20 protein-coding genes and 1 pseudogene are annotated in these 23,095 nt (G+C 63.6%); 15 read left to right on the forward strand and 6 right to left on the reverse strand.

The genetic code is table 11. From position 1 onward, the window contains the following. Nucleotides 1–69 precede the first annotated feature (69 nt). The 3 genes from X771_RS1000000168795 to blaOXA all read left to right on the forward strand — a co-directional run bounded on the left by X771_RS1000000168795 (nucleotide 70) and on the right by blaOXA (nucleotide 1,693). Nucleotides 70–228 (forward strand): hypothetical protein, encoded by a 159-nt coding sequence (locus tag X771_RS1000000168795; RefSeq protein WP_023667618.1) that lies wholly within the window; start codon nucleotides 70–72, stop codon nucleotides 226–228. Nucleotides 229–351: 123 nt separating this feature from the next. Continuing rightward, nucleotides 352–720 (forward strand): membrane protein insertion efficiency factor YidD, encoded by a 369-nt coding sequence (gene yidD / locus X771_RS150510; RefSeq protein WP_023667617.1) that lies wholly within the window; start codon nucleotides 352–354, stop codon nucleotides 718–720. Between the two features lie 157 nt (nucleotides 721–877). Further along, nucleotides 878–1,693 carry a class D beta-lactamase gene (gene blaOXA, locus X771_RS150505; RefSeq protein WP_023688277.1) on the forward strand — a complete coding sequence of 272 codons (816 nt, stop codon included), beginning with the start codon at nucleotides 878–880 and terminating at the stop codon, nucleotides 1,691–1,693. Between the two features lie 13 nt (nucleotides 1,694–1,706). Here the strand turns inward: blaOXA and X771_RS150500 are convergent, their stop codons facing one another. Then, nucleotides 1,707–2,546 carry an SAM-dependent methyltransferase gene (locus X771_RS150500; RefSeq protein WP_023688278.1) on the reverse strand — a complete coding sequence of 280 codons (840 nt, stop codon included), beginning with the start codon at nucleotides 2,544–2,546 and terminating at the stop codon, nucleotides 1,707–1,709. Nucleotides 2,547–2,752: 206 nt separating this feature from the next. On the opposite strand from X771_RS150500, the gene thrS reads away from it, so the two are divergent. After that, the gene (thrS, locus tag X771_RS150495; RefSeq protein WP_023688279.1) at nucleotides 2,753–4,726 is read left to right on the forward strand and encodes a threonine--tRNA ligase; all 1,974 of its coding nucleotides are present in this window, start codon (nucleotides 2,753–2,755) and stop codon (nucleotides 4,724–4,726) included. Between the two features lie 85 nt (nucleotides 4,727–4,811). Then, entirely contained in the window at nucleotides 4,812–5,750 is a 939-nt protein-coding gene (locus X771_RS150490; protein WP_023688280.1) for a GNAT family N-acetyltransferase, read from the forward strand. A gap of 58 nt (nucleotides 5,751–5,808) precedes the next feature. Here X771_RS150490 and X771_RS150485 read toward each other — a convergent pair whose 3' ends face one another. After that, a complete protein-coding gene (locus X771_RS150485; protein ID WP_023688281.1) occupies nucleotides 5,809–6,771 on the reverse strand; it encodes a hypothetical protein in 963 nt (320 codons plus the stop codon). A gap of 165 nt (nucleotides 6,772–6,936) precedes the next feature. Between X771_RS150485 and X771_RS1000000169875 the strand changes: the two are divergent. The 3 genes and pseudogenes from X771_RS1000000169875 to X771_RS150475 form a co-directional block, all read left to right on the forward strand. Further along, nucleotides 6,937–7,017, forward strand: a pseudogene (locus X771_RS1000000169875) (nitroreductase); the annotation flags it as partial. Next, a complete protein-coding gene (locus tag X771_RS150480; protein WP_031202695.1) occupies nucleotides 7,016–7,597 on the forward strand; it encodes a nitroreductase in 582 nt (193 codons plus the stop codon). The pseudogene X771_RS1000000169875 and the gene X771_RS150480, both read left to right, overlap by 2 nt. Nucleotides 7,598–7,703: 106 nt before the next feature. Then, nucleotides 7,704–9,605, forward strand: a complete 1,902-nt coding sequence (locus X771_RS150475; protein ID WP_023688283.1) for a hypothetical protein — start codon at nucleotides 7,704–7,706, stop codon at nucleotides 9,603–9,605. Here X771_RS150475 and X771_RS150470 read toward each other — a convergent pair. Next, nucleotides 9,602–10,477, reverse strand: coding sequence for a CoA ester lyase (locus X771_RS150470; RefSeq protein WP_023688284.1), 876 nt, complete (start codon nucleotides 10,475–10,477; stop codon nucleotides 9,602–9,604). The genes X771_RS150475 and X771_RS150470 overlap by 4 nt on opposite strands. Then, nucleotides 10,477–10,929 (reverse strand): MaoC family dehydratase, encoded by a 453-nt coding sequence (locus tag X771_RS150465; protein WP_023688285.1) that lies wholly within the window; start codon nucleotides 10,927–10,929, stop codon nucleotides 10,477–10,479. Before X771_RS150465 ends, X771_RS150470 begins: the two co-directional genes overlap by 1 nt. A 151-nt stretch (nucleotides 10,930–11,080) precedes the next feature. Here X771_RS150465 and X771_RS150460 point away from each other — a divergent pair, with 151 nt between their 5' ends. Further along, nucleotides 11,081–12,202: a DUF2336 domain-containing protein gene (locus X771_RS150460; RefSeq protein WP_023688286.1), complete on the forward strand. Its 1,122-nt coding sequence runs from the start codon at nucleotides 11,081–11,083 to the stop codon at nucleotides 12,200–12,202. A gap of 4 nt (nucleotides 12,203–12,206) precedes the next feature. On the opposite strand, the gene X771_RS150455 is transcribed toward X771_RS150460, so the two are convergent. Both X771_RS150455 and parE read right to left on the reverse strand, forming a co-directional pair. After that, nucleotides 12,207–14,276, reverse strand: a complete 2,070-nt coding sequence (locus X771_RS150455) for an FUSC family protein (RefSeq protein ID WP_023688287.1) — start codon at nucleotides 14,274–14,276, stop codon at nucleotides 12,207–12,209. Nucleotides 14,277–14,378: 102 nt separating this feature from the next. Beyond that, on the reverse strand, nucleotides 14,379–16,433 hold the full coding sequence (gene parE, locus X771_RS150450; protein WP_023688288.1) for a DNA topoisomerase IV subunit B: 2,055 nt from the start codon (nucleotides 16,431–16,433) through the stop codon (nucleotides 14,379–14,381). A gap of 255 nt (nucleotides 16,434–16,688) precedes the next feature. On the opposite strand from parE, the gene cpaB reads away from it, so the two are divergent. From cpaB to X771_RS150420, 6 genes are all read left to right on the forward strand, one after another. Next, entirely contained in the window at nucleotides 16,689–17,594 is a 906-nt protein-coding gene (gene cpaB / locus X771_RS150445; RefSeq protein WP_023688289.1) for a Flp pilus assembly protein CpaB, read from the forward strand. Between the two features lie 224 nt (nucleotides 17,595–17,818). Beyond that, nucleotides 17,819–19,177, forward strand: coding sequence for a type II and III secretion system protein family protein (locus X771_RS150440; protein WP_031202697.1), 1,359 nt, complete (start codon nucleotides 17,819–17,821; stop codon nucleotides 19,175–19,177). Nucleotides 19,178–19,181: 4 nt separating this feature from the next. Beyond that, on the forward strand, nucleotides 19,182–19,448 hold the full coding sequence (locus X771_RS150435) for a hypothetical protein (protein ID WP_023688291.1): 267 nt from the start codon (nucleotides 19,182–19,184) through the stop codon (nucleotides 19,446–19,448). Between the two features lie 44 nt (nucleotides 19,449–19,492). After that, nucleotides 19,493–20,707 (forward strand): response regulator, encoded by a 1,215-nt coding sequence (locus tag X771_RS150430; protein ID WP_023667601.1) that lies wholly within the window; start codon nucleotides 19,493–19,495, stop codon nucleotides 20,705–20,707. After that, the gene (locus X771_RS150425; RefSeq protein WP_023667600.1) at nucleotides 20,704–22,125 is read left to right on the forward strand and encodes a CpaF family protein; all 1,422 of its coding nucleotides are present in this window, start codon (nucleotides 20,704–20,706) and stop codon (nucleotides 22,123–22,125) included. The genes X771_RS150430 and X771_RS150425 overlap by 4 nt, the downstream gene beginning before the upstream one ends. A gap of 4 nt (nucleotides 22,126–22,129) precedes the next feature. Next, on the forward strand, nucleotides 22,130–23,095 hold the full coding sequence (locus X771_RS150420; protein ID WP_023688292.1) for a type II secretion system F family protein: 966 nt from the start codon (nucleotides 22,130–22,132) through the stop codon (nucleotides 23,093–23,095).

Consider the following 23,095-nt stretch of genomic DNA (forward strand, 5'->3'; position numbering starts at 1 on the left):
CCGGAAATTATACTCGTTTGAAGGCGAAGGCCAGCGGGCGTCTAATCCGCTCTTAGAGGAGACACGGACATGATCCAGTTTCTGGAAATCTTTGGCGATGTGATGCGGATCGCGACGTTTCAATGGCGTGGCGACAGGCAGCATCATGTGCAGCGCACCGAGCAAAGGCCGGCCACCCGCTGGGCGGCTCCAGCGGAGCGGCATCCCTTTCGCCGCTCGCGACCCTGAAGCCGACAAAGAGGCGAGTGAGTGAAGAGGATTGCGTTTGCCGGCCGAAGCTCACATCTATCGGTTTGGAAACGCAAGCTGACCCGGAAGCCGGTTTCGGGTCGCGTTCGGAAAGAGACTGCGGTGGGCGACCAGCATCGGCATGTGCATGCCGCCGGACGGACCCGGCGCGGGCGCAACTGGCCCGGTCCGTGGCGCAAAACACCCGGCCGCATTTTCGGCACGTCGCTGGTGCGCCTCTATCAACTGACGCTGTCCGGATTTGTCGGCAATTCCTGCCGGCATCTGCCGACCTGTTCCGAATACGCGCATGAGGCGATCGCCCGCCATGGTCTGTGGGCCGGCGGCTTCATGGGGCTGTTCCGCGTGCTGCGCTGCGGCCCTTTCGGTTCGCATGGCATCGATCGCGTGCCGGAGGTACTCGATCAGCGCTATGTCTGGTTCATGCCATGGCGTTATTGGCAGATCGGCAGGAAGCGCGGCGAGGCCTGACGGCGGGCGCGCTGGTCCCTGATCCAGATCGCCAGCGCGGCATTTCTTTACAATCCGGTAAGGTTAACAACGGGCTGCACAAAGACTGCGCATTTGAGTCAAAATCGAGCCAAGACACTTGGCTAAGCGCCTCCTGTTCATTCCCAGGAGAGCCCACATGCGTCGGATCGAAACCCATCCCTTCATCATTGCCGCGGTCCTCTTCCTGCTGGCCTGGTTTCTGGGATTTCCGATGCGGGCGCAATCGGCTCCGCTTGGCGATGTCGCCTGCACGCTTATCCAGGACGCGGCGAGCGGCGAGACGCTCTATCAAAGCGGCGTCTGCGACCAACGCGTCAGCCCGGCGTCGACCTTCAAGGTGCCGCTGGCGCTGATCGGCTACGACAGCGGTATCCTGAGCGATGCGCATACGCCGACCTGGGACTACAAGCCTGAATTCAGGGCCGTGAGCCGCGACCACAAAGCCGTCGACCCGACGATCTGGGAGCGCGACTCGATCGTATGGTATTCGCGCGAGATCGTGCGCCGGCTCGGCGCAAAAAGCTTTGCCGGCTACGTCTCGAAATTCGGCTACGGCAACATGGATGTCTCGGGCGATGCCGACAAGGACAACGGGCTCACGCAATCCTGGATAAATTCCTCGCTTGAGATATCGCCGGTCGAACAGACAGCCTTCCTGCGCCAGCTGCTCGCCGGCAAGATGCCGGTTTCTGCCAAGGCGCATGAGATGACCCGAGCCATCCTGCCGACTTTCCAGGCCGGCGGCTGGACGGTGCGGGGCAAGACCGGCAGCACCAGGCTGGGAAACAGCAAGGACAAGCGCGCGCTGGGCTGGTTCGTCGGCTGGGCCGAAAAGGGCGGCCGCCCGATCGTCTTCGCCCGGCTGGTCGTCGACACCAAGCCGATCGACATGCCGAAAGGCCCGGCGACACGCGCGGCGTTACTGAGGGAGTTGCCGCAACTGGTGAAGTGAACTTGCTTTAGCTTCAAGTGCTCCGGCGGGCACGAAGGATGTGGCCGCCGGAATTCCTTGTCTCCGCCTTTGGCGGCGTCCTGGAGAAGCGGCCGGCGATGTCGCTGCTTTCCAGATCTTCGATCTCATCGAAGCCGAGCTCGCGCAGCGATTGCGCCAGTGCCGCGGGCACGAAGAAGCTGATCCAGGGCTCTCCGGCAGCGGCGACGCGCGCCGCATGGAAAGAGAGGGCAGCCTGTCCAGCCGCATCGCGGTTCTCGGCCGGCTCGCTGTAGTCGAAGACGACCTCCGAACCGGGCATGCCGGCAATCCAGGACAGGGTGCTGAAGATTGCGTCCTGGCTCAGATACGGAACGACACCCAGCCAGATGAAGAAACTGGGCTCGGTCTGCCGCAAACCGGCCGATGCCAGTTCATCCGCGGGGCGCTGGCGTTCGAAGTTGACCGGCACGAACATGGTGGCCCGCGGTTCGGCAAGACCAGCATCGGCGATGCATTTCCGTTTCCAGGCCTGTGTCGCCGGGTGATCGACTTCGAACACCGCGACATCAGGGTACGGATTGCGCAGCGAGAAAGTGTCGAGGCCGGCGCCGAGCACCACCACTTGCTGGACGCCCCGGTGCACCGCCGCAGCCAGCCAGTCCTCGGCGAGGCGAGCGCGCGCTGCCACGAACAGGCGCATGCGCCGGCTGCGCTCATCTTCCTGCTCGAGCTCCTGCACCGTCGGTGCGGCATCGCCCAGTATCGCACTCGCATATGGGTCGCGAAACAGCGCCGCCTGCTGCGAGAACTGGTGGAGGGCCCGCATGCGCGCGACGCCCAAGGCGGTTCGGCTGGGTTTTGCGTCTTCCATGCCGGGGATTCCAACCTCGTGTCGGGGAAATTCGCAAGCCTGTGCGACTGGCCTGCGACATCTGTCGCGCCATTTCCTGACAGCTGCGCCAACGACGGCTCTTTACCTGATGCCGCGTGGCCTCTAAAACCCGCCCGCTGCCGGATGCCTCCGGCTTCACACCACGACCACCCGCGCTCGTTTGCGGGACTGGATAGGAGATACAAATGCTGAATTCCGTTTCCCTGACATTTCCCGATGGCTCCGTTCGCGACTATGACGCGGCGATGACCGGTGCAGGCCTCGCCGAATCGATCTCGAAGTCGCTGGCCAAGAAAGCCGTCGCCTATGCCATCGACGGCACCGTTCGCGATCTTTCCGACCCGCTTGGCAAGTCCGGCAAGGTCGAGATCATCACCCGCACCGATCCGCGCGCGCTGGAGCTCATCCGTCATGATGCAGCACACGTGCTGGCGGAGGCAGTGCAGGAACTGTGGCCGGGAACGCAAGTGACCATCGGGCCGGTAATCGAGAACGGATTCTATTACGACTTCGCCCGCAACGAGCCGTTCACGCCTGACGATTTCCCGGTGATCGAAAAGAAGATGCGCGAGATCATTGCGCGCAACAAGCCGTTCACCAAGGAAGTCTGGTCGCGCGACAAGGCGAAAAAGGTCTTTGCCGAGAAGGGCGAGCGCTACAAGCTCGAGCTGATCGACACCATTCCCGAAGACCAGGATCTCAAGATCTATTCCCAGGGCGAATGGTTCGACCTCTGCCGCGGCCCGCACATGGCCTCGACCGGCCAGATCGGCAACGCCTTCAAGCTGATGAAGGTGGCCGGCGCCTATTGGCGCGGCGATTCGAACAACCCGATGCTGACCCGCATCTACGGCACGGCATGGGCCGAGCAGGCTGAACTCGATGCCTACCAGACGATGCTGGAAGAGGCCGAGAAGCGCGACCACCGCAAGCTCGGCCGCGAGATGGACCTGTTCCATTTCCAGGAAGAGGGGCCGGGCGTCGTCTTCTGGCACGCCAAGGGCTGGAAGATGTTCCAGAATCTGGTCAACTACATGCGCCGCCGCCTCGACGAGCAAGGCTACCAGGAGGTCAACGCACCGCAGGTTCTCGACAAGAGCCTGTGGGAGACGTCGGGCCACTGGGGCTGGTATCGCGATGCCATGTTCAAGGTGACGGTGGCCGGCGACGACACCGACGACGACCGCGTGTTCGCGCTAAAGCCGATGAATTGTCCGGGCCACGTGCAGATATTCAAGCATGGGTTGAAATCCTATCGCGATCTTCCCGTAAAGCTTGCGGAATTCGGCAATGTGCATCGTTACGAACCGTCCGGCGCCTTGCACGGGCTGATGCGCGTGCGCGGCTTCACGCAGGACGATGCGCACATCTTCTGCACCGAGGAGCAGCTGGCCGCGGAATGCCTGCGCATCAACGATCTAATCCTGTCGACGTACGCCGATTTCGGCTTCGACGATGTCAGCGTGAAGCTGTCGACGCGGCCGGATAAGCGCGTCGGCACCGACGAGGCCTGGGATCATGCCGAGGCGATCATGGGCAACGTGCTGGATACAATCAGGACGCGCTCGGGAAACCGCATCAAGACCTCGATCAATCCGGGCGAGGGCGCTTTCTACGGGCCGAAATTCGAATATGTGCTGAAGGACGCCATCGGCCGCGAATGGCAGTGCGGCACCACGCAGGTCGACTTCAATCTGCCGGAACGCTTTGGCGCCTTCTACATCGGTTCGGATTCGGAAAAGAAGCAGCCGGTGATGGTGCATCGCGCCATCTGCGGTTCGATGGAACGCTTTCTCGGCATCCTGATCGAGCATTATTCCGGTCATTTCCCGCTGTGGTTCGCGCCGCTGCAGGTGGTTGTGGCGACGATCACCTCGGATGCTGACGACTATGCGCGAAAGGTCGTCGCACAGTTGAAGGCGGCAGGACTTTTGGCCGAACCGGATCTGCGCAACGAGAAGATCAACTACAAGGTGCGTGAGCATTCGCTGGCCAAGGTTCCTGTGATCCTCGTATGCGGCAAGCGCGAGGCGGAAGAGGAGACGGTCAACATCCGCCGGCTCGGCTCGCGCGATCAGGAATCGCTCAAGCTGGCCGACGCGCTGAAGCTGCTTTCCGACGAGGCTGTTTCGCCCGACCGCAGGCGCAGCGCGGCCTGAGCAATCAATATTTCGGAGAAATGGCGGTGGAGCGATCCACCGCCATTTTCACATGCCTGTCACGCCAACCTTGTAACGAGCCCCCATGCTCAAGCTGAAGATACGGGAAAGGCCGTTTCCCGAACTCTCCTACGCCAATGCGAGCCAGCCGGCGCTGACGCGCTGGTTCATCCATTCCATTGAAGGTCTGTCGGGGCGCGACCGGTATGCCGCGCTCTATGATTTCTGGCGCCGCCAGGTGGCGCCGACCGGCGAGCGGGTGTTCAGCCGCATGCTGCAGCTGATCGACGTCAAGGTCCGCAGCACCGATCAGTGGCCGCCGGCAAAGCTGCCGGACACACCGCTGGTGATCGTAGCCAACCACCCGTTCGGCATTGGCGACGGCATTGCAGTGCTGTCGCTGGTCGAGCAGCTCGGGCGTCCGTTCCGCGTCATGATCCACAAGGATCTGCTGAAGGTCCGCGAAATGGAACCGTACTCGCTGCCGATCGACTTTTCCGAGACCAAGGACGCGGTGAAGAACAACATGGCGGTGCGCCACGAGGCAGTGCGGCTGTTGAAAGAGGGCGTCACCATAGTGGTATTTCCGGCCGGCGGCGTCGCCACCGCGCCGAGAGGCTTTGGCCGGGCGCGCGACCTGCCGTGGAAGATGTTTCCGGCGCGCCTCGTGCAGGACGCCAAGGCGTCGGTGGTGCCGATGCATTTTTCCGGGCAGAACGGCCGGCTGTTCCATCTGGTCAGCGGCCCGATGAACATGGGGGAGCGCGAAGGAAGGCTGGCGAAATTCGTCGGCAAGGCGTCGCTGACGTTGCGCCTTTCAATGCTCATCCGCGAATTCGCGCGGCTGTCCGGCAAAGCGATCGACGTTCGCGTCGGCAACGTACTGCGCTGGGATGAGCTGGAGCCGCTGCGCGACCGCAAGACCTTGCTTGATCGCCTTCATCGCGGCGTCTTCGATCTGGCGCCCGACGCACCGCGCAGCCGCGTCCACTTCCTGCAGCGCCGCCTGCGCAAGGCCGCCTGACGTAGCCCTGAACTACCACTTCAACTGAGAGCCAAACCGAGGCCAATGGGCGCGCCGGTCAGTCGGCGCCTTCCTCGGGATCGATGGCCGAGGCTTCGGTGGCCAGGACCTCGATCTCCTGGTTCTGTCCGGCAACGACGGTGAAATCCTTCTGGTAGATGCGGTCGCGGTTCTTGGCGATGATGGTGTATTGGCCCTCGGCCAAGACCATCGAGGCGAAGGCGCCGACGGCCTCCTTGATCGGATCGCCGGATTCGTTGAGCAGCGACCAGGATGTATCAGCGATGGCCTCGCCGCCGGTCTCGCGCACCAGCTTCATGGTCTCCTCCGCCGCGCGATGCTCGACGGTGGCTTCGGTCAGCTTGCCGGCCTCGACGCGGATGTCGGAGCGAATGACGGCATTGACCGCGCCATAGGTGGAGACGACATGGTAGACACCGGCGTTGAGCCGGACGACGCTGTTCGGCTCGACATCGGGAATGATCAAAGCGCGGTCGCCATTGGCCTCGGCGGTGCCCTCATAAATGGAGAAGCGCAGTTTTTTCGGCGGAATACGCACGCCGCCCGACAGCACCGCGTCGAGCTTGAGGCCGCCGGCATCGAGCACCAGGCTTTCGCGCCTGGCGTCCTTGCCGACGGTGATGCGCTTGGTGGCGCCGGCGCGTCCGTATGAGGCGTGGACCAGATAGCTGCCGGGTTCGAGCTGGAACACGGCGCTGCCGCCATGCGCGGAAGCCACCATCGGCAGCTTGCCGTCGCCGGCGGCCTCGGGCTTGAAGACGCGCCAGACGATGCCGCGCGTGATGTCGGCGCCCTTGTCGGTCAACTGCGCCGACAGCGTTATGGCACCGCCGCCACCGAGTGCCAGCGGCGTCTCGCCCTTGGGCGGTGCATAGCTCGAAATATCGGGGAGTTTCAGATTGCCGATGCCGTCGGCATTCTGCGCCATGGCCATCGAGGCCGGCGCAAACAGCGCTACGGCGAGCCAAATCAGGAAAAGGCGCGATCTCCCCTCAAACATGCCTTGCGTTGAAGCCCAAGGCGGTGGCAATTTCAAGGCTTAAGAGTCCGACCGCCTTGGCAACAGGTTCTTTCGTCCGGCGCGCCCGCGCCAATGCCCGAGCCGCCCCGATCCGCAATGGCGCGCTTCAGCTCAAAATCGAGTGCTTTAGGAGACCTGGCCCCCATGGCGTCGCCGATCATCGACTTCCTGCTGACCCGAAACTCCGCACCGATTCCTGAATTGAAGGAACCGGCGCCCAGCGATGNCGCCGATCATCGACTTCCTGCTGACCCGAAACTCCGCACCGATTCCTGAATTGAAGGAACCGGCGCCCAGCGATGGCGATATCGCGACCATGATCGCGGCTGCAAGCCGTGTGCCCGATCACGGCCGACTGGAGCCGTGGCGCTTCATCCTTTATCGCGGCGAGGCGCGATTCGAGATCGGCAGGAAGCTGGCGGCGCTCGCCGAACAGCGCGAAGGGCCGCTGCCGGAAAACCGCCGCAACCAGGAGCTTGCGCGGTTTTCCCGCGCGCCGCTGGTGATCGGCGTGGTGTCGGTTCCGAAGGACAATCCAAAAATCCCGCAATGGGAAATGTTCCTGTCCGGCGGCATGGCGGCGCTGAACCTGATGATTGCAGCCAATGCGCTGGGCTATGGCACCAACATGATCAGCAACTGGTATTCCGATGTGGCCGAGGGCAGGGCGATCCTGGGGTTGGCGCCGCAGGAGCGCGTCGTCGGCTTTATCCATATCGGCTCCTACCAGGGCCCGGCGCCGGAACGGCCGCGACCCGATCCGGCAAAGCTCTATGCCGATTATGAGGGGCCGTGGAACGGCTGACACCCGAAAGCGATTCCCCTTTATTTAAACACAGGCTAAGACAGCGGCTTCGGCGAGCGTTGGGGTTGGCGCATCGACCATAGGGATATTGGGGGACGCCGGCGACATGAAGAAACGAGACTCGCTGGGAACCCGGCTGCGCTACGGGTTTGACAAGAGCATGGCCGCCGGCCCTATCGCGCTGATCGGCTGGCTCGCCGTCGCTTCCCTGCTGATCATCATCGCCGCCGCGGCTTTCCTTGCGGTGACCCGCATCGCGCCGGAGGGCGGCGAACCGCTGAACTTCTTCGAAGCGTTCTGGGAATCGCTGATGCGCACGCTCGATTCGGGCACGATGGGCGGCGACACCGGCTGGGCCTTCCGTCTCGTCATGTTGTTTGTCACGCTTGCCGGCATCTTCGTCGTGTCGGCCCTCATCGGCGTGCTCAGCGCCGGCGTCGACAGCAAGCTCGATGAATTGCGCAAGGGTCGTTCTCGGGTGCTTGAGAGCGACCACACCATCATCCTCAACTGGTCGCCGTCGATCTTCGACGTCATCTCCGAACTCGTCATTGCCAATGCCAGCCGCCGCCATCCGCGCATTGTCGTCATGGCCAATATGGACAAGGTGGCGATGGAGGACGAGATCGCGGCCAAGGTCGACAAACTGGGCAATACGCGCATCATCTGCCGCAGCGGCGACCCGACCGACCTCTACGACCTAGCCATCGTCAACCCGCAGAGCTCGCGCTCGATCATCGTGCTGTCGCCGGAGGGCGACGACCCGGATTCGCAGGTCATCAAGACAGTGCTCGCGCTGGCCAACGACCCGAACCGGCGCACGGCGGCCTACAACATCGCCGCCGAGATCCGCGACGGCAAGAACGCCGAGGTCGCCCGCGTCGTTGGCGGGGCCGAGGTGCAGCTTGTGCTGGCCGACCAGCTGATCTCGCGCATCGTCGTGCATTCGAGCCGGCAGTCGGGTCTCAGCGGCGTCTATTCGGAACTGCTCGATTTCGACGGCTGCGAAATCTACACGACCGAGCAGCCTGATCTCACCGGCAAGACCTTCGGTGAGGCGGTGATGGCGTATGAGCATTGCACGCTGATCGGGCTCTGCGACCAAACCGGGCGCGTCAATCTCAACCCGCCGTCGGATCTGGTGATCGGCAAGGACATGCGCGCCATCATCATTGCCGAGGACGATGCCGCTATCAAGCTGGGAGGCGCGGGGGCCAAGATCGATACCGCGGCAATCCTTCGCCATCAGCTTGTCGAGGCGAAGCCGGAGCGCACGCTGATCCTTGGCTGGAACCGGCGCGGTCCGATCATCACCTATGAACTGTCGCGCTACGTCGCGCCGGGTTCGATCCTGACCATCGCCGCCGATACGCCAGGCCTCGAGCAGGAAGTTGCCGGCCTGCCGGTCGTCGGCGACAATCTGTCGGTTTCCTGCCGCATCACCGACACGTCGAGCAGCACAGCACTGGCAAGCCTGGACGTGCCTTCCTACGACCACGTGCTCGTCCTTGGCTACAGCGAGACCATGGCAGCGCAGCCCGCCGATACGCGCACGCTGGTGACGCTGCTGCATCTGCGCAAAATCGCAGACGATGCCGGCACGCACATCTCGATCGTCAGCGAGATGATCGACGTGCGCAACCGCGAGCTGGCGGCGGTGACTAAGGCCGATGATTTCGTCGTCAGCAACCGGCTGGTCAGCCTGATGCTGGCGCAGGCATCGGAGAACCAGCATCTCGCCGCGATCTTCGATGATCTGCTCGACGAGGAGGGCTCCGAAATCTACATGCGTCCGGTCGGCGACTATGTCGCCATCGACCATCCGGTGACGTTCTGGACGATCGCGGAATCGGCGCGTCTGCGCGGCGAGATCGCCATCGGGCATAGGCGCGTTCGCGCTGCGCAGAATGATGAGCGGGCTCTGGGCGGCGTCACCGTCAACCCGTTGAAGTCGCAAGCGCTGGCCTACCTGCCGGAGGACCGGGTCATCGTGCTGGCGCGGGACTAAACCCCGGCTGCCTTGGCGCGAGCCAGAAGCCGTTCGGCGAGCCTGAGATGCGGCCGGTCATACATCTTGCCGTCAATGCCGACCACGCCGGGATTTCCGGCCGCCTCGAAGGCCGCGACGATGGCCTGCGAGCGTTGCACTGCCTCCGCCGATGGCGTGAAGGCGGCGTTGATGACCGGCACTTGCGCCGGATGGATTGCCATCTTGCCGGTAAAGCCGTCACGCTCGGCCTCCGTGCATTCGGCTTCGAAGGCGGCCATGTCGCGAAAGGCAGGGAAGACCGTGTCGATCGCCGCGACTTCGGCTGCGCCGGCGGCGAGGATGGTCATGGTGCGGGCAAGGCGGAAGACATCGGTGTATCGACCGTTGTCGTCGCGCGCAGCCCGCGCACCGATCGCCGCGGACAGATCTTCGGCACCCCAGGTGAATCCGGCAAGCCGGGCGCTTGCCCCGGCATAGGTCGCGGCGGCCAGCAACCCAGCAGCGGTCTCGGTAATGATCGGCAGGATCTTGATCGCGCCATCCGGCAATCCGTTTTCGGCCTCATGTACGCGGAGCTTTACGGATAGCTGCTGGACATCCTGGCCGCTGTTCGACTTCGGCAGCATGATGCCGTCGGGTTTGACCGGAACCAGGGCGGCCAGATCGTCGTCGGTCAACCCGGTCGAGAGATCGTTGACGCGGATATAGATGGCGGAGCTTGTCTGCTGCCGGTTGCCGCCGATAAAGCGTGCCGCGATGTCGCGTGCCGACGCCTTGTTTTGTGGCGCCACGGAATCCTCAAGGTCGACGATGACCACGTCGGCGCCGGCGCCAAAGCCTTTGTCCAGCTTCTTTTCGGAATCGCCGGGCACAAACAGCAGCGAGCGCATCAGGCCGCCTTTTTCATCATCATCGCCTGGCGCGTGCATTTGGCGACGAGCACATCGTTCTGATTGTAGGCGCGATGCTCGAACTCGACGATGCCGCGGTCCGGCTTGGATTTCGATTCCCTGACCGAGATCACAGTCGTTTCGACACGGATGGTGTCGCCATGGAAGACCGGGTGCGGAAACACTGTCTCCCTCATGCCGAGATTGGCAATTGTGGTGCCGACGGTGATGTCATTGACGGAAATGCCGATCATCAGGCCGAGCGTGAACAGCGAATTGACCAGCGGTCTGCCCCATTCGCTCTTGGCGGCGAAGTCGAAGTCGATGTGCAGCGGCTGCGGGTTCAGCGTCATCACCGAGAACAGCATGTTATCGCTTTCGGTGACGGTCTTGCGCAGCGTGTGCCGAAAGACATGTCCGACGACGAACTCTTCGAGATAAAGCCCGGGCATCGTTTTTCTCCTCCGCTGCCTGACGGTTGATAGGCGCTGCCCATGCCACCCGCAAGCCAGTTAATAAACATGGTGAACCGTTCGTAAACCATTTCTGCCTAGGGTCATTCCTGGGGCCGGAAGCTTTCCGGCAAGGGGCGTAGCAGGCAGTATGGTTGTCTCGCATTTTCTCAAATGGATCTACACCGCGAGAGTTTCGGAGCGCGCCGCGGCGGCAAGCGCGCTGGCCCGCGCCTACGTCAATTCCGACCTGCCTTTCAAAGACCGTTGCGCGGCCGAAGCGGCGCTGACGCTGCTGCTCGACGACGCCTCGTCGAAGGTGCGGCTGGCTATGGCCGAAGCGCTGTCGATGAGCCATCACGCGCCGCTGCAGATCATCAGTGCGCTTGCCTCCGATCAGCCGGAAGTGGCAGCCCTGGTGCTGGCGCGCTCCCCGCTGCTGACGGACGCCGACCTGATCGACCGCGTCGCGGCCGGGCACAAGGCGACGCAAAAACTGATCGCCGACCGGCCGGTCGTTTCGATGGCGGTTGCCGCGGCGATCGCCGAGATCGGCGAACCGGAAGCGTGTGCGGCGCTGCTCGCCAATGACGGCGCCGACATAGCCTCGCTCTCCTTCCGCCGCATCGCCGAGCGGCATGGCCATATCGCTCATTTGCGCGAGGCAATGGTCACGGATGTGCGGCTGCCGGCCGACTGCCGGCACATGCTACTGGTCAAGCTCGGCGAAACGCTGAAGGCTTCGCCGCTGGTGATGGCGCTGATGGGGGCGGCCAGAGCCGAGCGCGTCACGCGCGATGCTTGCGTCAAGGCTTCGGTGCGGCTGGTCGAAGGCACGCGCGCGGAGGAACATGCGGCACTCATCGAACATCTGCGCCTGCGCGGCGACCTGACCGCAAGTTTCATCATCCGCACCATTGCCCACGGCAAGGTCGACTTTTTCGGCTCGGCCCTGGTCGCGCTCAGCCAGCAGTCGGAGCAGCGGGTGCGGGCCTTGCTCGCCGGCGGCCAGGACCTTGCGTTGCAGGCGCTGTTCCGCAGCGCCGGCCTTGCCGCTTCCACCCATGCCATCATCCTGCGCGCGCTCAAGATCTGGCGCGAAGTCGCCAACGGCAAGCGCCTCGCCGGCGTGCAGGAAGTCAGCTGGCTGATGCTGAAGGAACTCGGAGGTCAATCCACTGAGGGCGATCTCGCCGGCCTGGTCAAGTCGATCCATCTCGACGCGCTGCGGGAAAACGCGCGCGGGCATGCGCTGGCGATAGCCGCGGCCTGACGCCCTAGCCACGGCCCCTGGTGAAGAAATCCGGGAAATCCTCGATCGCGGCGGCGATGATGCGCAGCGAGGCTGCGATCTGCAGCATATCCGCACCGCCGCTGCGCTCTGAAAGGCTGGCTGCATATTGCCGGGCCACAGTGACAGTTGCTGTCTGTGGATCGCCGGTTGCGCGAAAGAGCAGTTCACGCGCGAGGCCGCGCAGGAAATTGGCGATCGAGAGCGCGGTGTCGGTAGGAGTGGACGGGCTCTGCTGCGCGGCGCGCAGACGCAGGATTTCAAGGCCGACGGTAACGGCGGCGACCCCGCCGCCCAGAATCGCATCGCCTTTCCTGCCGGCATTTTGCAAGAGCGGCATCAGCTGGTTGATGCGGTCATAGGCCAGGCTCTCGAAGGCCGAACGCCGCGGCACCCGCTCATGCAGGCACAGCCGCGCCAGATCCTCGCGCATGGCCCGCACGATGCGGTTGGCCGCGCGCCATGGATCCACCGGCAGCACCACGATGAAGACGCCGATCGCCAGCAGGATGCCGACCAGCACCGACGCCGAGCCGGCGAAGAACGGGCCTGGGGCATAGGTCATCGCCTGATGCGGGCTGAGGAAGGCGAGGAAATTGATTGCAAAGGCCGTCGCCACGCCGACGGTGCGCGGATTGGCCATGCCCAGCGCCGTCGGTACCAGGATCGGCACGACAAACAGCGTGAACCAGCCGAAGCCGGGCAAAGCAGGCAGCGCGACCTGGCCAACAAGGAAGGCAAAGGGCAAAGCCAGCAGCGTACCCTTGAAGAAGCCCCAGGACACCCGCACCGGGTCAGGCCGCGCGGCGAAAAGACTGGAGACGACCGCAACGAGGATAACGGTGCCGGCCGCATCGGACCATTTCGTCGTCAGCCAGAAGGCGGCGACCGCCAGCGTGGCAAGGGCGGCGCGTATGGCATTGCGCGAAGCCCCGGGATAATCGCGGTGCACCACCAGCGCAGGCGGCTGCCTGTTGCTCCGGCTGGGGCCCGTCACCGGTGCGCGCAGGGCGTCGAGGCCGCGCAGCACCTGCTTGAAGGCTTCGGCGAAATCGGCGGCGATGGTGAGGCGGGTTATGGTGCCGACCCTGTCGTCGCCCTGATCGGTCGAGGCGTCGGGCATTTGCCGGGCCTTGCCGGCAATCGCGTCGAGCCGCGTCACCCAGGGCGACGTGTCGTCCAGCGCCTCGGGCGTCGCTGCCAGCTCGCTGACCAACGACTGCAGTTCGGAGCGTACCGGAATGAGCGCTGCGTTTTTCGGCGCGGCATGCGAATGCAGCGCGCGCGCCGCCGACAGCGCCGAGAGAAGCTGACCGATGGTTAGGCGGACCGGATGGGCGCGGGTGGCGAAGCTCGGTGCTTCGAGCCGGGCATAGGCGCGCATCTCGGCCAGCATCTGGGCGTCGGTGATCAGCTTGCGGTGCAGGCCGGCCAGCGTCGCCGGGTCGCCACCGGAAAAAGCGCCGCCTGCATAGGTTGCAAGGTCGAGGATGCTGCGCTTCAGCCTGGAGATGATGGCGTCAGCGGCCAGCTTGGGCAGGATCAGCCGGCTGGTCAGGCCGGCGCAGACGATGCCGAGCACGATCTCGGCGCAGCGCGCGACAGCGAGATCGACGACCACGTGCGGCTGGCCGAAAGCCGGCAGCCCAATGATCATCGCGGTATAGCCGGCAAGTGCGGCGCCATAGGCTTCCGGATTGCGCAGCAGCGACGAAACCAGCGTGCACAGCCCAATCCAGACGGATAGCGCCGTGACCAGCAGCCAGGGATTGGTGCCGAAAACCGAGGTGATGCCGATCGCCGCAAGTCCACCGGCCAGCGTGCCGAGCAGCCGGTAAAAACCTTTCGCCAGCACCATGCCGGCGACCGGCTGGGCGACGATGAAGACCGTCATCATCGCCCATTGCGGGTGGTCGAGTTTCAACGCGTAAGCAGCGAGAAGCGCGATCAGACCGGCCGAAACCGTGCGCAGGGCGAAAATCCAATCCGAGCGCGTCGGCTGCGTCAGGCCCGCCAAACTGGTTTCGAAGTAGCTCTTCAGCCGCGCCCGGATCACAAGCTGGTCTCCGTATCGGAAGTGCAGGCTAGAGCAATTCCAGGAAAAGTTTGAAACGGTTTTCCGCCCGGAACTGCGTCAAAACGAAGAGTCGGCCGGCGCTCAGATATCCAGCACTTCCGTCGCGGCGAATTCGGCGCGTTCCTGGATGAAGCGGAAGCGGGCTTCCGGCTTGGTGCCCATCAGCGCGTCGACAGCATCCTTGGTCGCCGCCACGGCGTCGATGACATCGACCCGGAGCAGCGTGCGCTTCCTCGGGTCCATGGTGGTTTCCTTGAGCTGCGCGGCCATCATTTCGCCCAAGCCCTTGAAACGGCCGATCTCGACCTTGGCGCGGCCGGTGAATTCGGTGCGCAACAGCTCGTCCTTGTGCGCATCGTCCCTGGCATAGGCAACCTTGCCGCCTTGCCGGATCGAATAGAGCGGCGGCACCGCCAGATAGAGATGGCCGCCATTCACCAGGTTCGGCATTTCCTGGTAGAAGAAGGTGATCAGCAGCGAGGCTATGTGAGCGCCGTCGACGTCGGCGTCGGTCATGATGATCACGCGGTCGTAGCGCAAATCCTCATCGCGGTATTTCGAGCGCGTGCCGCAACCGAGCGCCTGAATCAGGTCCGAAATCTGCTGGTTGGCGGCTAGCTTGTCGTTGCCGGCGCTGGCGACGTTGAGGATTTTTCCGCGCAGCGGCAGCACCGCCTGGCTGGCGCGGTCGCGCGCCTGCTTGGCCGAGCCGCCGGCCGAGTCGCCTTCGACGATGAACAGTTCGGCGCCCGCGGCGGCATTCTGCGTGCAGTCGGCGAGCTTGCCGGGAAGGCGCAGCTTGCGCACCGCGCTCTTGCGCGACACTTCCTTTTCCTGGCGCCGGCGCACCCGCTCGTCGGCGCGCGCAATCACCCATTCCAGCAGCTTGGAGGCTTCCTGCGGATTGTCGGCCAGCCAGTGGTCGAAGGGATCGCGGATGGCGGTCTCGACAATGCGAATGGCTTCGATCGTTGCCAGCCTGTCCTTGGTCTGGCCGACGAATTCCGGCTCGCGAATAAACACCGACAGCATGCCTGCCGCCGAGATCATCACGTCTTCGGAGGTGACGATCGAGGCGCGCTTGTTGCCGACCAGGTCGGCATAGGCCCGAAGCCCGCGCGTCAGCACATTGCGAAAGCCGGCCTCATGCGTGCCGCCTTCGCCGGTCGGGATGGTGTTGCAGTAGGAGTTGACGAAGCCGTCACCGCCGAACCAGGTCACCGCCCATTCCAGCGAACCGTGGCCGCCCTGCTTCTCGCTCTTGCCGGCGAAGATTTCGCGGGTCACCTGGAAATCATCGCCGAGCGATGCCTTGAGATAGTCCTTCAAGCCGCCGGGGAAATGGAACTCCGCCTTGGCCGGCGTCTGGTCCTTTTCCTTGATCAGCGATGGGTCGCAGCTCCAGCGGATCTCGACGCCGCCGAACAGATAGGCTTTCGAGCGGGTCATGCGATAGAGCCGCGCCGGCTCGAAGGCGGCGCCCTTGCCGAAAATCTGCTCGTCGGGATGGAAGCGGATTTTGGTGCCGCGCCGGTTGTGCACTTCGCCGAGCTGCTCCAGCCCGCTCACCGGAACGCCGCGCGAGAACCTTTGGCGGTAAAGCTGGCGACCGCGCGCGACCTCGACTTCGAGATGGTCCGACAGCGCATTGACGACCGAGACGCCGACACCGTGCAGACCGCCGGAGGTCTCATAGACCTTGCTATCGAACTTGCCGCCCGAATGCAGCGTCGTCATGATGACTTCGAGCGCCGGTTTCTTGAATTTCGGATGCGGATCGACCGGAATGCCGCGGCCATTGTCGGTGACGGTCAGAAATCCGTCGGCCGACAGCTCGACATCGATGAAGGTGGCATGGCCGGCGACCGCCTCGTCCATCGAATTATCGATGACCTCGGCAAACAGATGGTGCATCGCCTTGTCGTCGGTGCCGCCAATATACATGCCGGGACGGCGCCGCACCGGCTCCAGCCCCTCCAGCACCTCGATGTCGGCGGCGCTATAGCCCTCGCTGCCGTCCTTGGTCGCGGCAGGACGCTTCGTGGCCTGCACCAGCGGGTCGGCCGGGCGCGAAGGTGTCCGAGCCAGTTGGGGCTGCTTTTCCAGATTGCCGAAAAGATCGTTGTTGTCGTCCATGCCTACCATAGAATCCGTGCCGCGAATCACCCGTCGATACTGCCACGCTTTTCGGCGCCAAGCGACGGAAGTTCCTGTTACGTTCGGGGATTAAACCCTTCTTATCCTAAAACCTTTCGATAACCAAGCCGGCGGAATAGGTCCGTGCGGAGCGGCCGCGATTCCTGAATCTTTAACAAAGCGGCCTAGCGTCGCTCCAACAAAACAAAAGACCACGAATGTCAGGGGTTGGTTGTGAGGGGCAAGGCCATAACGATGATTGGCATCGCTGCCGTCTTCGGCGCGATTTCAATCTTTGCCGCGGATTTCTGGGTGAAAAGCCAGGCCAAGGCCGATGCCGAAGAGAAAACGGCGTCGATCCCGGCGCCCGCCGTCCCCAAGGTCGTCTTCAAGACCATAGTGGTGGCCAACGCGCCGCTGCGTTACGGCATGGAGCTTGACCGGGCGCAGCTCAGCGAAATCCCATGGTCCGAGGATTCGGTGCCGCAGGGCGCGTTCACCACAGTCAATGCATTGCTCGCCGAAGGCAGCCGCGTGGTATTGTCGCCGATCGAGGTCAACGAGCCGGTGCTGATCAGCAAATTGTCGGGGCCGAACGGCCGCGCGACGCTATCAAACATGATGACGCCCGGCATGCGGGCGGTGACAATCCGCACCGACGAGATCGCCGGTGTCGGCGGCTTCGTCATGCCGGGCGACCGGGTCGACGTGGTGCTGACACGCGATGCGGGCGAAATCCAGGAAGTGGCCAAGAACGCGCAGGGCGCTGCCGGATCGACCGTTACCTCCGAGATCGTCGTCTCCGACGCCAAGGTGCTGACCGTGGGGCAGGGCGCCGACGAGCGCCAGACCACACCGCAGATCGCCAATTCCGTCACCATCGAGGTGACGACCGAAGGCGCGCAGAAAGTGGCGCTTGCCCGCACCGTCGGCACCTTGTCGCTGTCGCTCCGCTCGGCCGCAGACGGAGGGGCCGCCAAGGACGGCGTCACCACCATCTCGTCCTTCGGCGGATCGGTCGCCTCCGGCGTCCAGGCCGCTGCCGGCGCGCTGTTCACTGCCGCGACCAAGGAGCCTGAGAAGCCGAAATTCAAGACGATCATCGTGACGCGCGGCACGCAGGTCGAAGAATACCAGGTTCCTGCGCGGGACCAGCAATAACTGCCGGTGGGGACCGGGCGAGGGACGGGACAGATGTCGGGACTTCATGCATTTCGAACGACGAAAGGGCTGCGCCCAATGCGGGCGCTTGCGGTGGGGGCTTGCCTGGCCGCGGCCGCAATGCTCGGCCTCAGTGCGCCAGCCAAGGCCGACAACGATATCGTCCATGTCTCGAGATCGGAAGAGCACACGTCTGAACTCCNGCTTGCCTGGCCGCGGCCGCAATGCTCGGCCTCAGTGCGCCAGCCAAGGCCGACAACGATATCGTCCATGTCTCGTCGACAACGAATGCGTCGATCAAGGTAGCCAAGGGCAAGCCGAAGACGGTCATGACCAATGCCGCCTTCTACCAGATCGTCATCGGCGATCCGGAGATCGCCAACGTCAATCCGCTGACCGACAAATCCTTCTATGTGCTGGGCAACAATCTCGGCACCACCGGCATCGCGCTGTTCGACGAGAACAAGCAGTTGGTCGGCACCGTCGACATCGAGGTGACGCTGGACACCGACCAGCTGGCCAGCACCATTCGCGCCAGCGTGCCGGACGCCAAGATCAAGGTCGGCTCGGCCAATGGCCGCGTCGTGCTGTCGGGCGAGGCCGATGACGCGGTCGCCGCCGAGAAGGCAAGCAAGATCGCCAGCCGCTTCTCCGGCAATGAAGAAGTGATCAATTCGGTCAACATCTCGTCCTCGCAGCAGGTTCAGCTCAACGTCCGCTTCGTCGAGATCAATCGCCAGGCCGGACAGGATCTCGGCGCCAAATACAGCGCCAATTTCGCTTACGGCATTGGCGGGCGCGACGTCACCCTCGAGCCGGGCTCGGTGCCGGGAGCCGGCAATGGCGAGATCATCGGCCGGCTGCTGTCCAACGGCCTGTCGATCGACGTCGCCATCAAGGCGCTGGAGGAACGTGGTCTCGCCAGGCGGCTGGCCGAGCCGAACCTGATCGCCCGCTCGGGCCAGACGGCAAGCTTCCTCGCCGGCGGCGAGTTCCCGATCCCGGTCTCCGAGGACAATGGCAAGATTTCCGTCAGCTACAAGAAATACGGCGTCAGCCTCGACTTCACGCCGACGGTTCTCAAGGACGGGCTGGTGAGCCTCGACATCGCGCCGGAAGTGTCCTCGATCGACGCTTCGGCCTCCTACAATATCGGCAATATCTCGGTCCCGGGCTTTATCGTGCGCCGCGCCAAAACATCCGTCGACCTGAAGAATGGCCAGAGCTTCATGATCGCCGGCCTGCTGCAGTCACAGAACGACATTACCACATCGCGTCTTCCCGGCCTCGGCAAGCTGCCGGTGCTCGGCTCGCTGTTCTCCTCCAAATCCTATCAGCGGCGCGAGACCGATCTGGTGATCATCGTCACCCCCTATCTGGTCAAGCCGGTCGATCCGTCGAAGAAGCTGCTCGAGCCGACCGACGGCACGCAGCCGGCCAGCAATGTCGACTATTTCCTCAACAACACCGAGGAAGTGAAATCGTCCGAAGCCAATCGTGCAGTGGCAATGGCCAGCGGCAGTACGGCACAGCCGGCCGCGGTCACCACCGTCGGGCATTTCCTCGACCTGCCGAAGGATTGAAGCCATGCGCGTGGAATCATGCATCGCCCTGCTGATCGCCGGCCTCGCCGGCGGCTGCACCAGCGACGACTATGTCCGCTCCGAGGGACCGACGATTGCCGCCGGCAACGCACAGGCCGCCAATACGGCCATGCAGATGGTCGATCCCTGGAAATACGGCATCCAGAACACCAGGCTGCTGGTGCCGGCGCAGCGCAGTGAGGCGGCAGTCAACGCCGCCGACCAGGCTGCTGCTGCCAAGGCCGTGCAACCGACAGCGACAACCGATTGATTTGCCCGGTGATTTGACCGGGAATGACCTGACAGGCTGACAAAATGGCAAGCGGCATCAAGACCAAGAAGATCCTGCTGGTGTCCAGCGACCGGACCTTTGCGCAGGATACGCGCACCGCGTTCGCGGCCTCGGAGGTGATCCAGCTTTCGACCGTCGAGAAGAACATTACCGAACTGCGCGGCGAGGTCCAGGAAGCCGATTTCGGCGCGCTCATCGTCGACATGGATGCGGCAAAGCTGGAAGAGATCGAGTCGCTGCAGCGCATCATGCGCCGGCTTGAAGGCCGCGTTCCGGTGGTCGTCGTCACCCAGGAATTCAACGCAGCCGCAGTGCGGATCCTGGTGCAGCTCCAGGTCGCCGATTTCCTGGTCAAGCCGATCACCACCGCCGATCTGGTGCGGTCGGTCGTGCGCGCGCTGCAAGGGCCGGGGCGCGAGGAAAACACCGAGTCGCAGATCTATACCTTCATGCCGGCCGCCGGCGGCGTCGGCACCACGACGCTGGCGCTGCAGACCGCCTTCCAGCTGCATCATTCGGTGACGCGCGGCGCGTCGACCTGCGTGGTCGACCTCAATTTCCAGCAAGGCGCCTGCGCCGAATATCTCGACCTCGAGCCGCGCTTCGACATCACCGAAATCGAGAACCAGCCCGAGCGCCTCGACCGTCAGCTGCTGGATGTGATGCTGTCCAAGCATGCGAGCGGGCTCTGCGTGCTGGCGGCGCCAACGCATCCGTCGGAAATGCGCTCGTTCAAGACCGATGTCGTGGTGCGCATGCTCGATCTCGTCTCGGCCTATTTCGATAACGTCGTCATCGACATGCCGCGCACCTGGTTTCCGTGGACGGAGACGGTGCTGCTCGGCTCCAACAAGCTCTACATCGTCGCCGAAATGACGGTGCCATGCCTGCGCCACACGCAGCGGCTGATCCAGGCGGTCTACGAGACGGCCGGCAAGGAAGTGAAGCCGAACGTCATCGTCAATCGTTTCGAGCAGAAGATGTTCGACAACGGCATCAAGCAGGCGGATGTCCAGGAAATCCTGGGCGAGCATTTCGTCGGCGGCATCTCCAACAATTACCGGCTTGTGCGTGAAGCGGTCGACCGCGGCGTGCCGCTGCATGAGATCGACCCGAACGCCAATGTCGTCAACGATCTGAAGAGGATCATCCTGCCGGAAGAAGCCGTGGTGACGCCGGAGAAATCGCGCTCGCTGTTCGGCATCGGCAGGGGCCTCCTGAAGAGGAAAGCCGGATGACCAGCCGCTTCTCGACCCTGCAGAACCGTGACGTCCGCGCGCTGAAGCCGGCCGAGGCGGCGCCGGTCGCGCATCACGCCGTGGTCATCCCGACGAACCGCAAGGCCTTGCCGCCGAAGCCGGAGACAACACCGGGAAAAAGCGCCAACAAGGTGCTCGATGCCCGCGTGCGCATCCACCGGCTGCTGCTGGAGGAGATCAACCTGGTCGCGCTGGAGCGCCTGCCCAAGGATGAGATGCGCCGGCAGGTGCAGGAGTTCGTGTCGGAAAAGACCCGCCAGGAGCGTATGGCGATCAACACCGTCGAACTTGAAGCACTGGTCGACGACATCGTCGATGAGATGGTCGGCCTCGGGCCGCTGGAACCGCTGCTCAAGGATCCCGACATCAACGATATCCTGATCAACGGCCACCAGAACTGCTTCGTCGAAAAGCGGGGCAAGCTGCAGCAGGTCCATATCCCGTTCAAGGACGAGGCGCATCTGTTGCGCATCGTCAACAAGATCGTCGCCGCCGTCGGCCGCCGGGTCGACGAATCGCAACCGATGGTCGACGCCCGCATGCTCGACGGCTCGCGCTTCAACGCCGCCATTCGCCCGGTCGCCGTCGACGGGCCGCTGGTGTCGATCCGCAAGTTTTCAAAGAACAAGCTCGGCCTGCACAAGCTGGTCGAGTTCGGCGCCATCACCCAGAACATGGCCGAGGTGCTGGCGGCTGCAGTCCACGCCCGCAAAACGACCATCATCTCGGGCGGTACCGGCACCGGCAAGACGACGATGCTCAACGCATTGTCAGCCTTCATTCCGGAAGACGAACGGTTGATCACCATCGAGGACGCGGCCGAACTGCAGCTGCAGCAGCCGCATGTCGCGCGCATGGAAACGCGCCCCGCCAACATCGAAGGTCATGGCGAGCTGAAGCAGCGCGACCTGGTCAAGAACGCGCTGCGCATGCGCCCTGACCGCGTCATCCTCGGCGAGTGCCGCGGCGAGGAGGCCTTCGACATGCTGCAGGCGATGAACACCGGCCATGAAGGCTCGATGGCGACCATCCACGCCAACACGCCGCGCGACGCCATTTCGCGCCTCGAGCAGATGCTGGGCATGACCGGCATGCCGATGACGGTGCAGTCGATCCGCAGCCAGATCGCCAGCGCGCTCGACCTTATCGTCCAGCTGACGCGACTGTCGGACGGCAAGCGCAAGGTGACCAGCGTCGCCGAGGTGACCGGCATGGAAGGCGACGTCATCCAGATGCAGGAGATATTCCGCTTCGTGCGCACCGGCATGGAAGCCGACGGCAAGATCCTCGGTCACTACGAGGCGACCGGCATTCGCCCGCGTTTCCTCGAGGACCTGCGCAATATGGGCATTGAATTCCCCGGCAAATATTTCGAACCCGGCCGGCCGCAGGAGTAGCCGGGTGTTCGAGAATTTCAGCCCGATCTATGTCGTCTATGCCGCGGCAGCGCTGACCGGCATCATGATCGCCGAAGGCTGCTATCTGCTCTATGCCGGCCGCAGCGATAAGCGCCTGGCTATCAACCGGCGCATGAAGCTGCAGGAAAACAAGATCAGCCAGGAACAGGTGCTGATCCAGCTGCGCAAGGAACGCGGCCTCGATTCCGGCACGTCATTCTTCTCGCCCGACCGTTTTCGCGCGCTGCGCACGCAGTCTGGCATGGTGATGCCCTTGCCGAAATTCCTGACGATGACGACGGGCGTGGCGCTGGCGATGATGCTCGTCGCGCTCTGGTACGGCCTGCCGCTGTTGCTCGCCATTTTGCTGTTTGTGGTGCTGACAGCGCTGCTGCCGGTAATTGTGCTGCGTTCCAAGCGTGCCCGGCGGGTGAAGCGTTTCGGCGTGCAGTTGCCGGAGGCGCTGGAATTGATCACGCGCGGCTTGAAGGCCGGGCATCCGGTTCCCGTGGCGATCTCGATGGTGTCGCGCGAGATGCCCGATCCGATCGGCACCGAATTCGGCGTTATCTCCGACGAGGTGACTTATGGTTCCGACCTGGTTTCGGCGTTGAATTCACTGTTTGATCGCGTCGGCCAGGAGGATCTGCCGCTGTTCGTCACCGCGGTTTCCATCCAGACGAGTTCGGGCGGCAATCTGCGCGAGATCCTCGACGGGCTGTCGACGACGATCCGCGAACGCGGCAAGCTGCGCCGCAAGGTGCGCGCCATTTCGACCGAGGGTCGTATGTCGGCCTATATCCTGACGGCGGTGCCGGCGCTGCTGTTCGCCGCCATCATGGTGATGATGCCGCAATTTTATCAAAGCGTCTGGGATGTGCCGAAGACCTGGTATCTGCTGGGCGGTTCGGTGACATGGCTGATGCTGGGCAACATCATCATGTTCAAGATGTCGAACTTCCGGTTCTGA

This window comes from Mesorhizobium sp. LSJC269B00, from assembly GCF_000502815.1.
Lineage (GTDB): Bacteria > Pseudomonadota > Alphaproteobacteria > Rhizobiales > Rhizobiaceae > Mesorhizobium.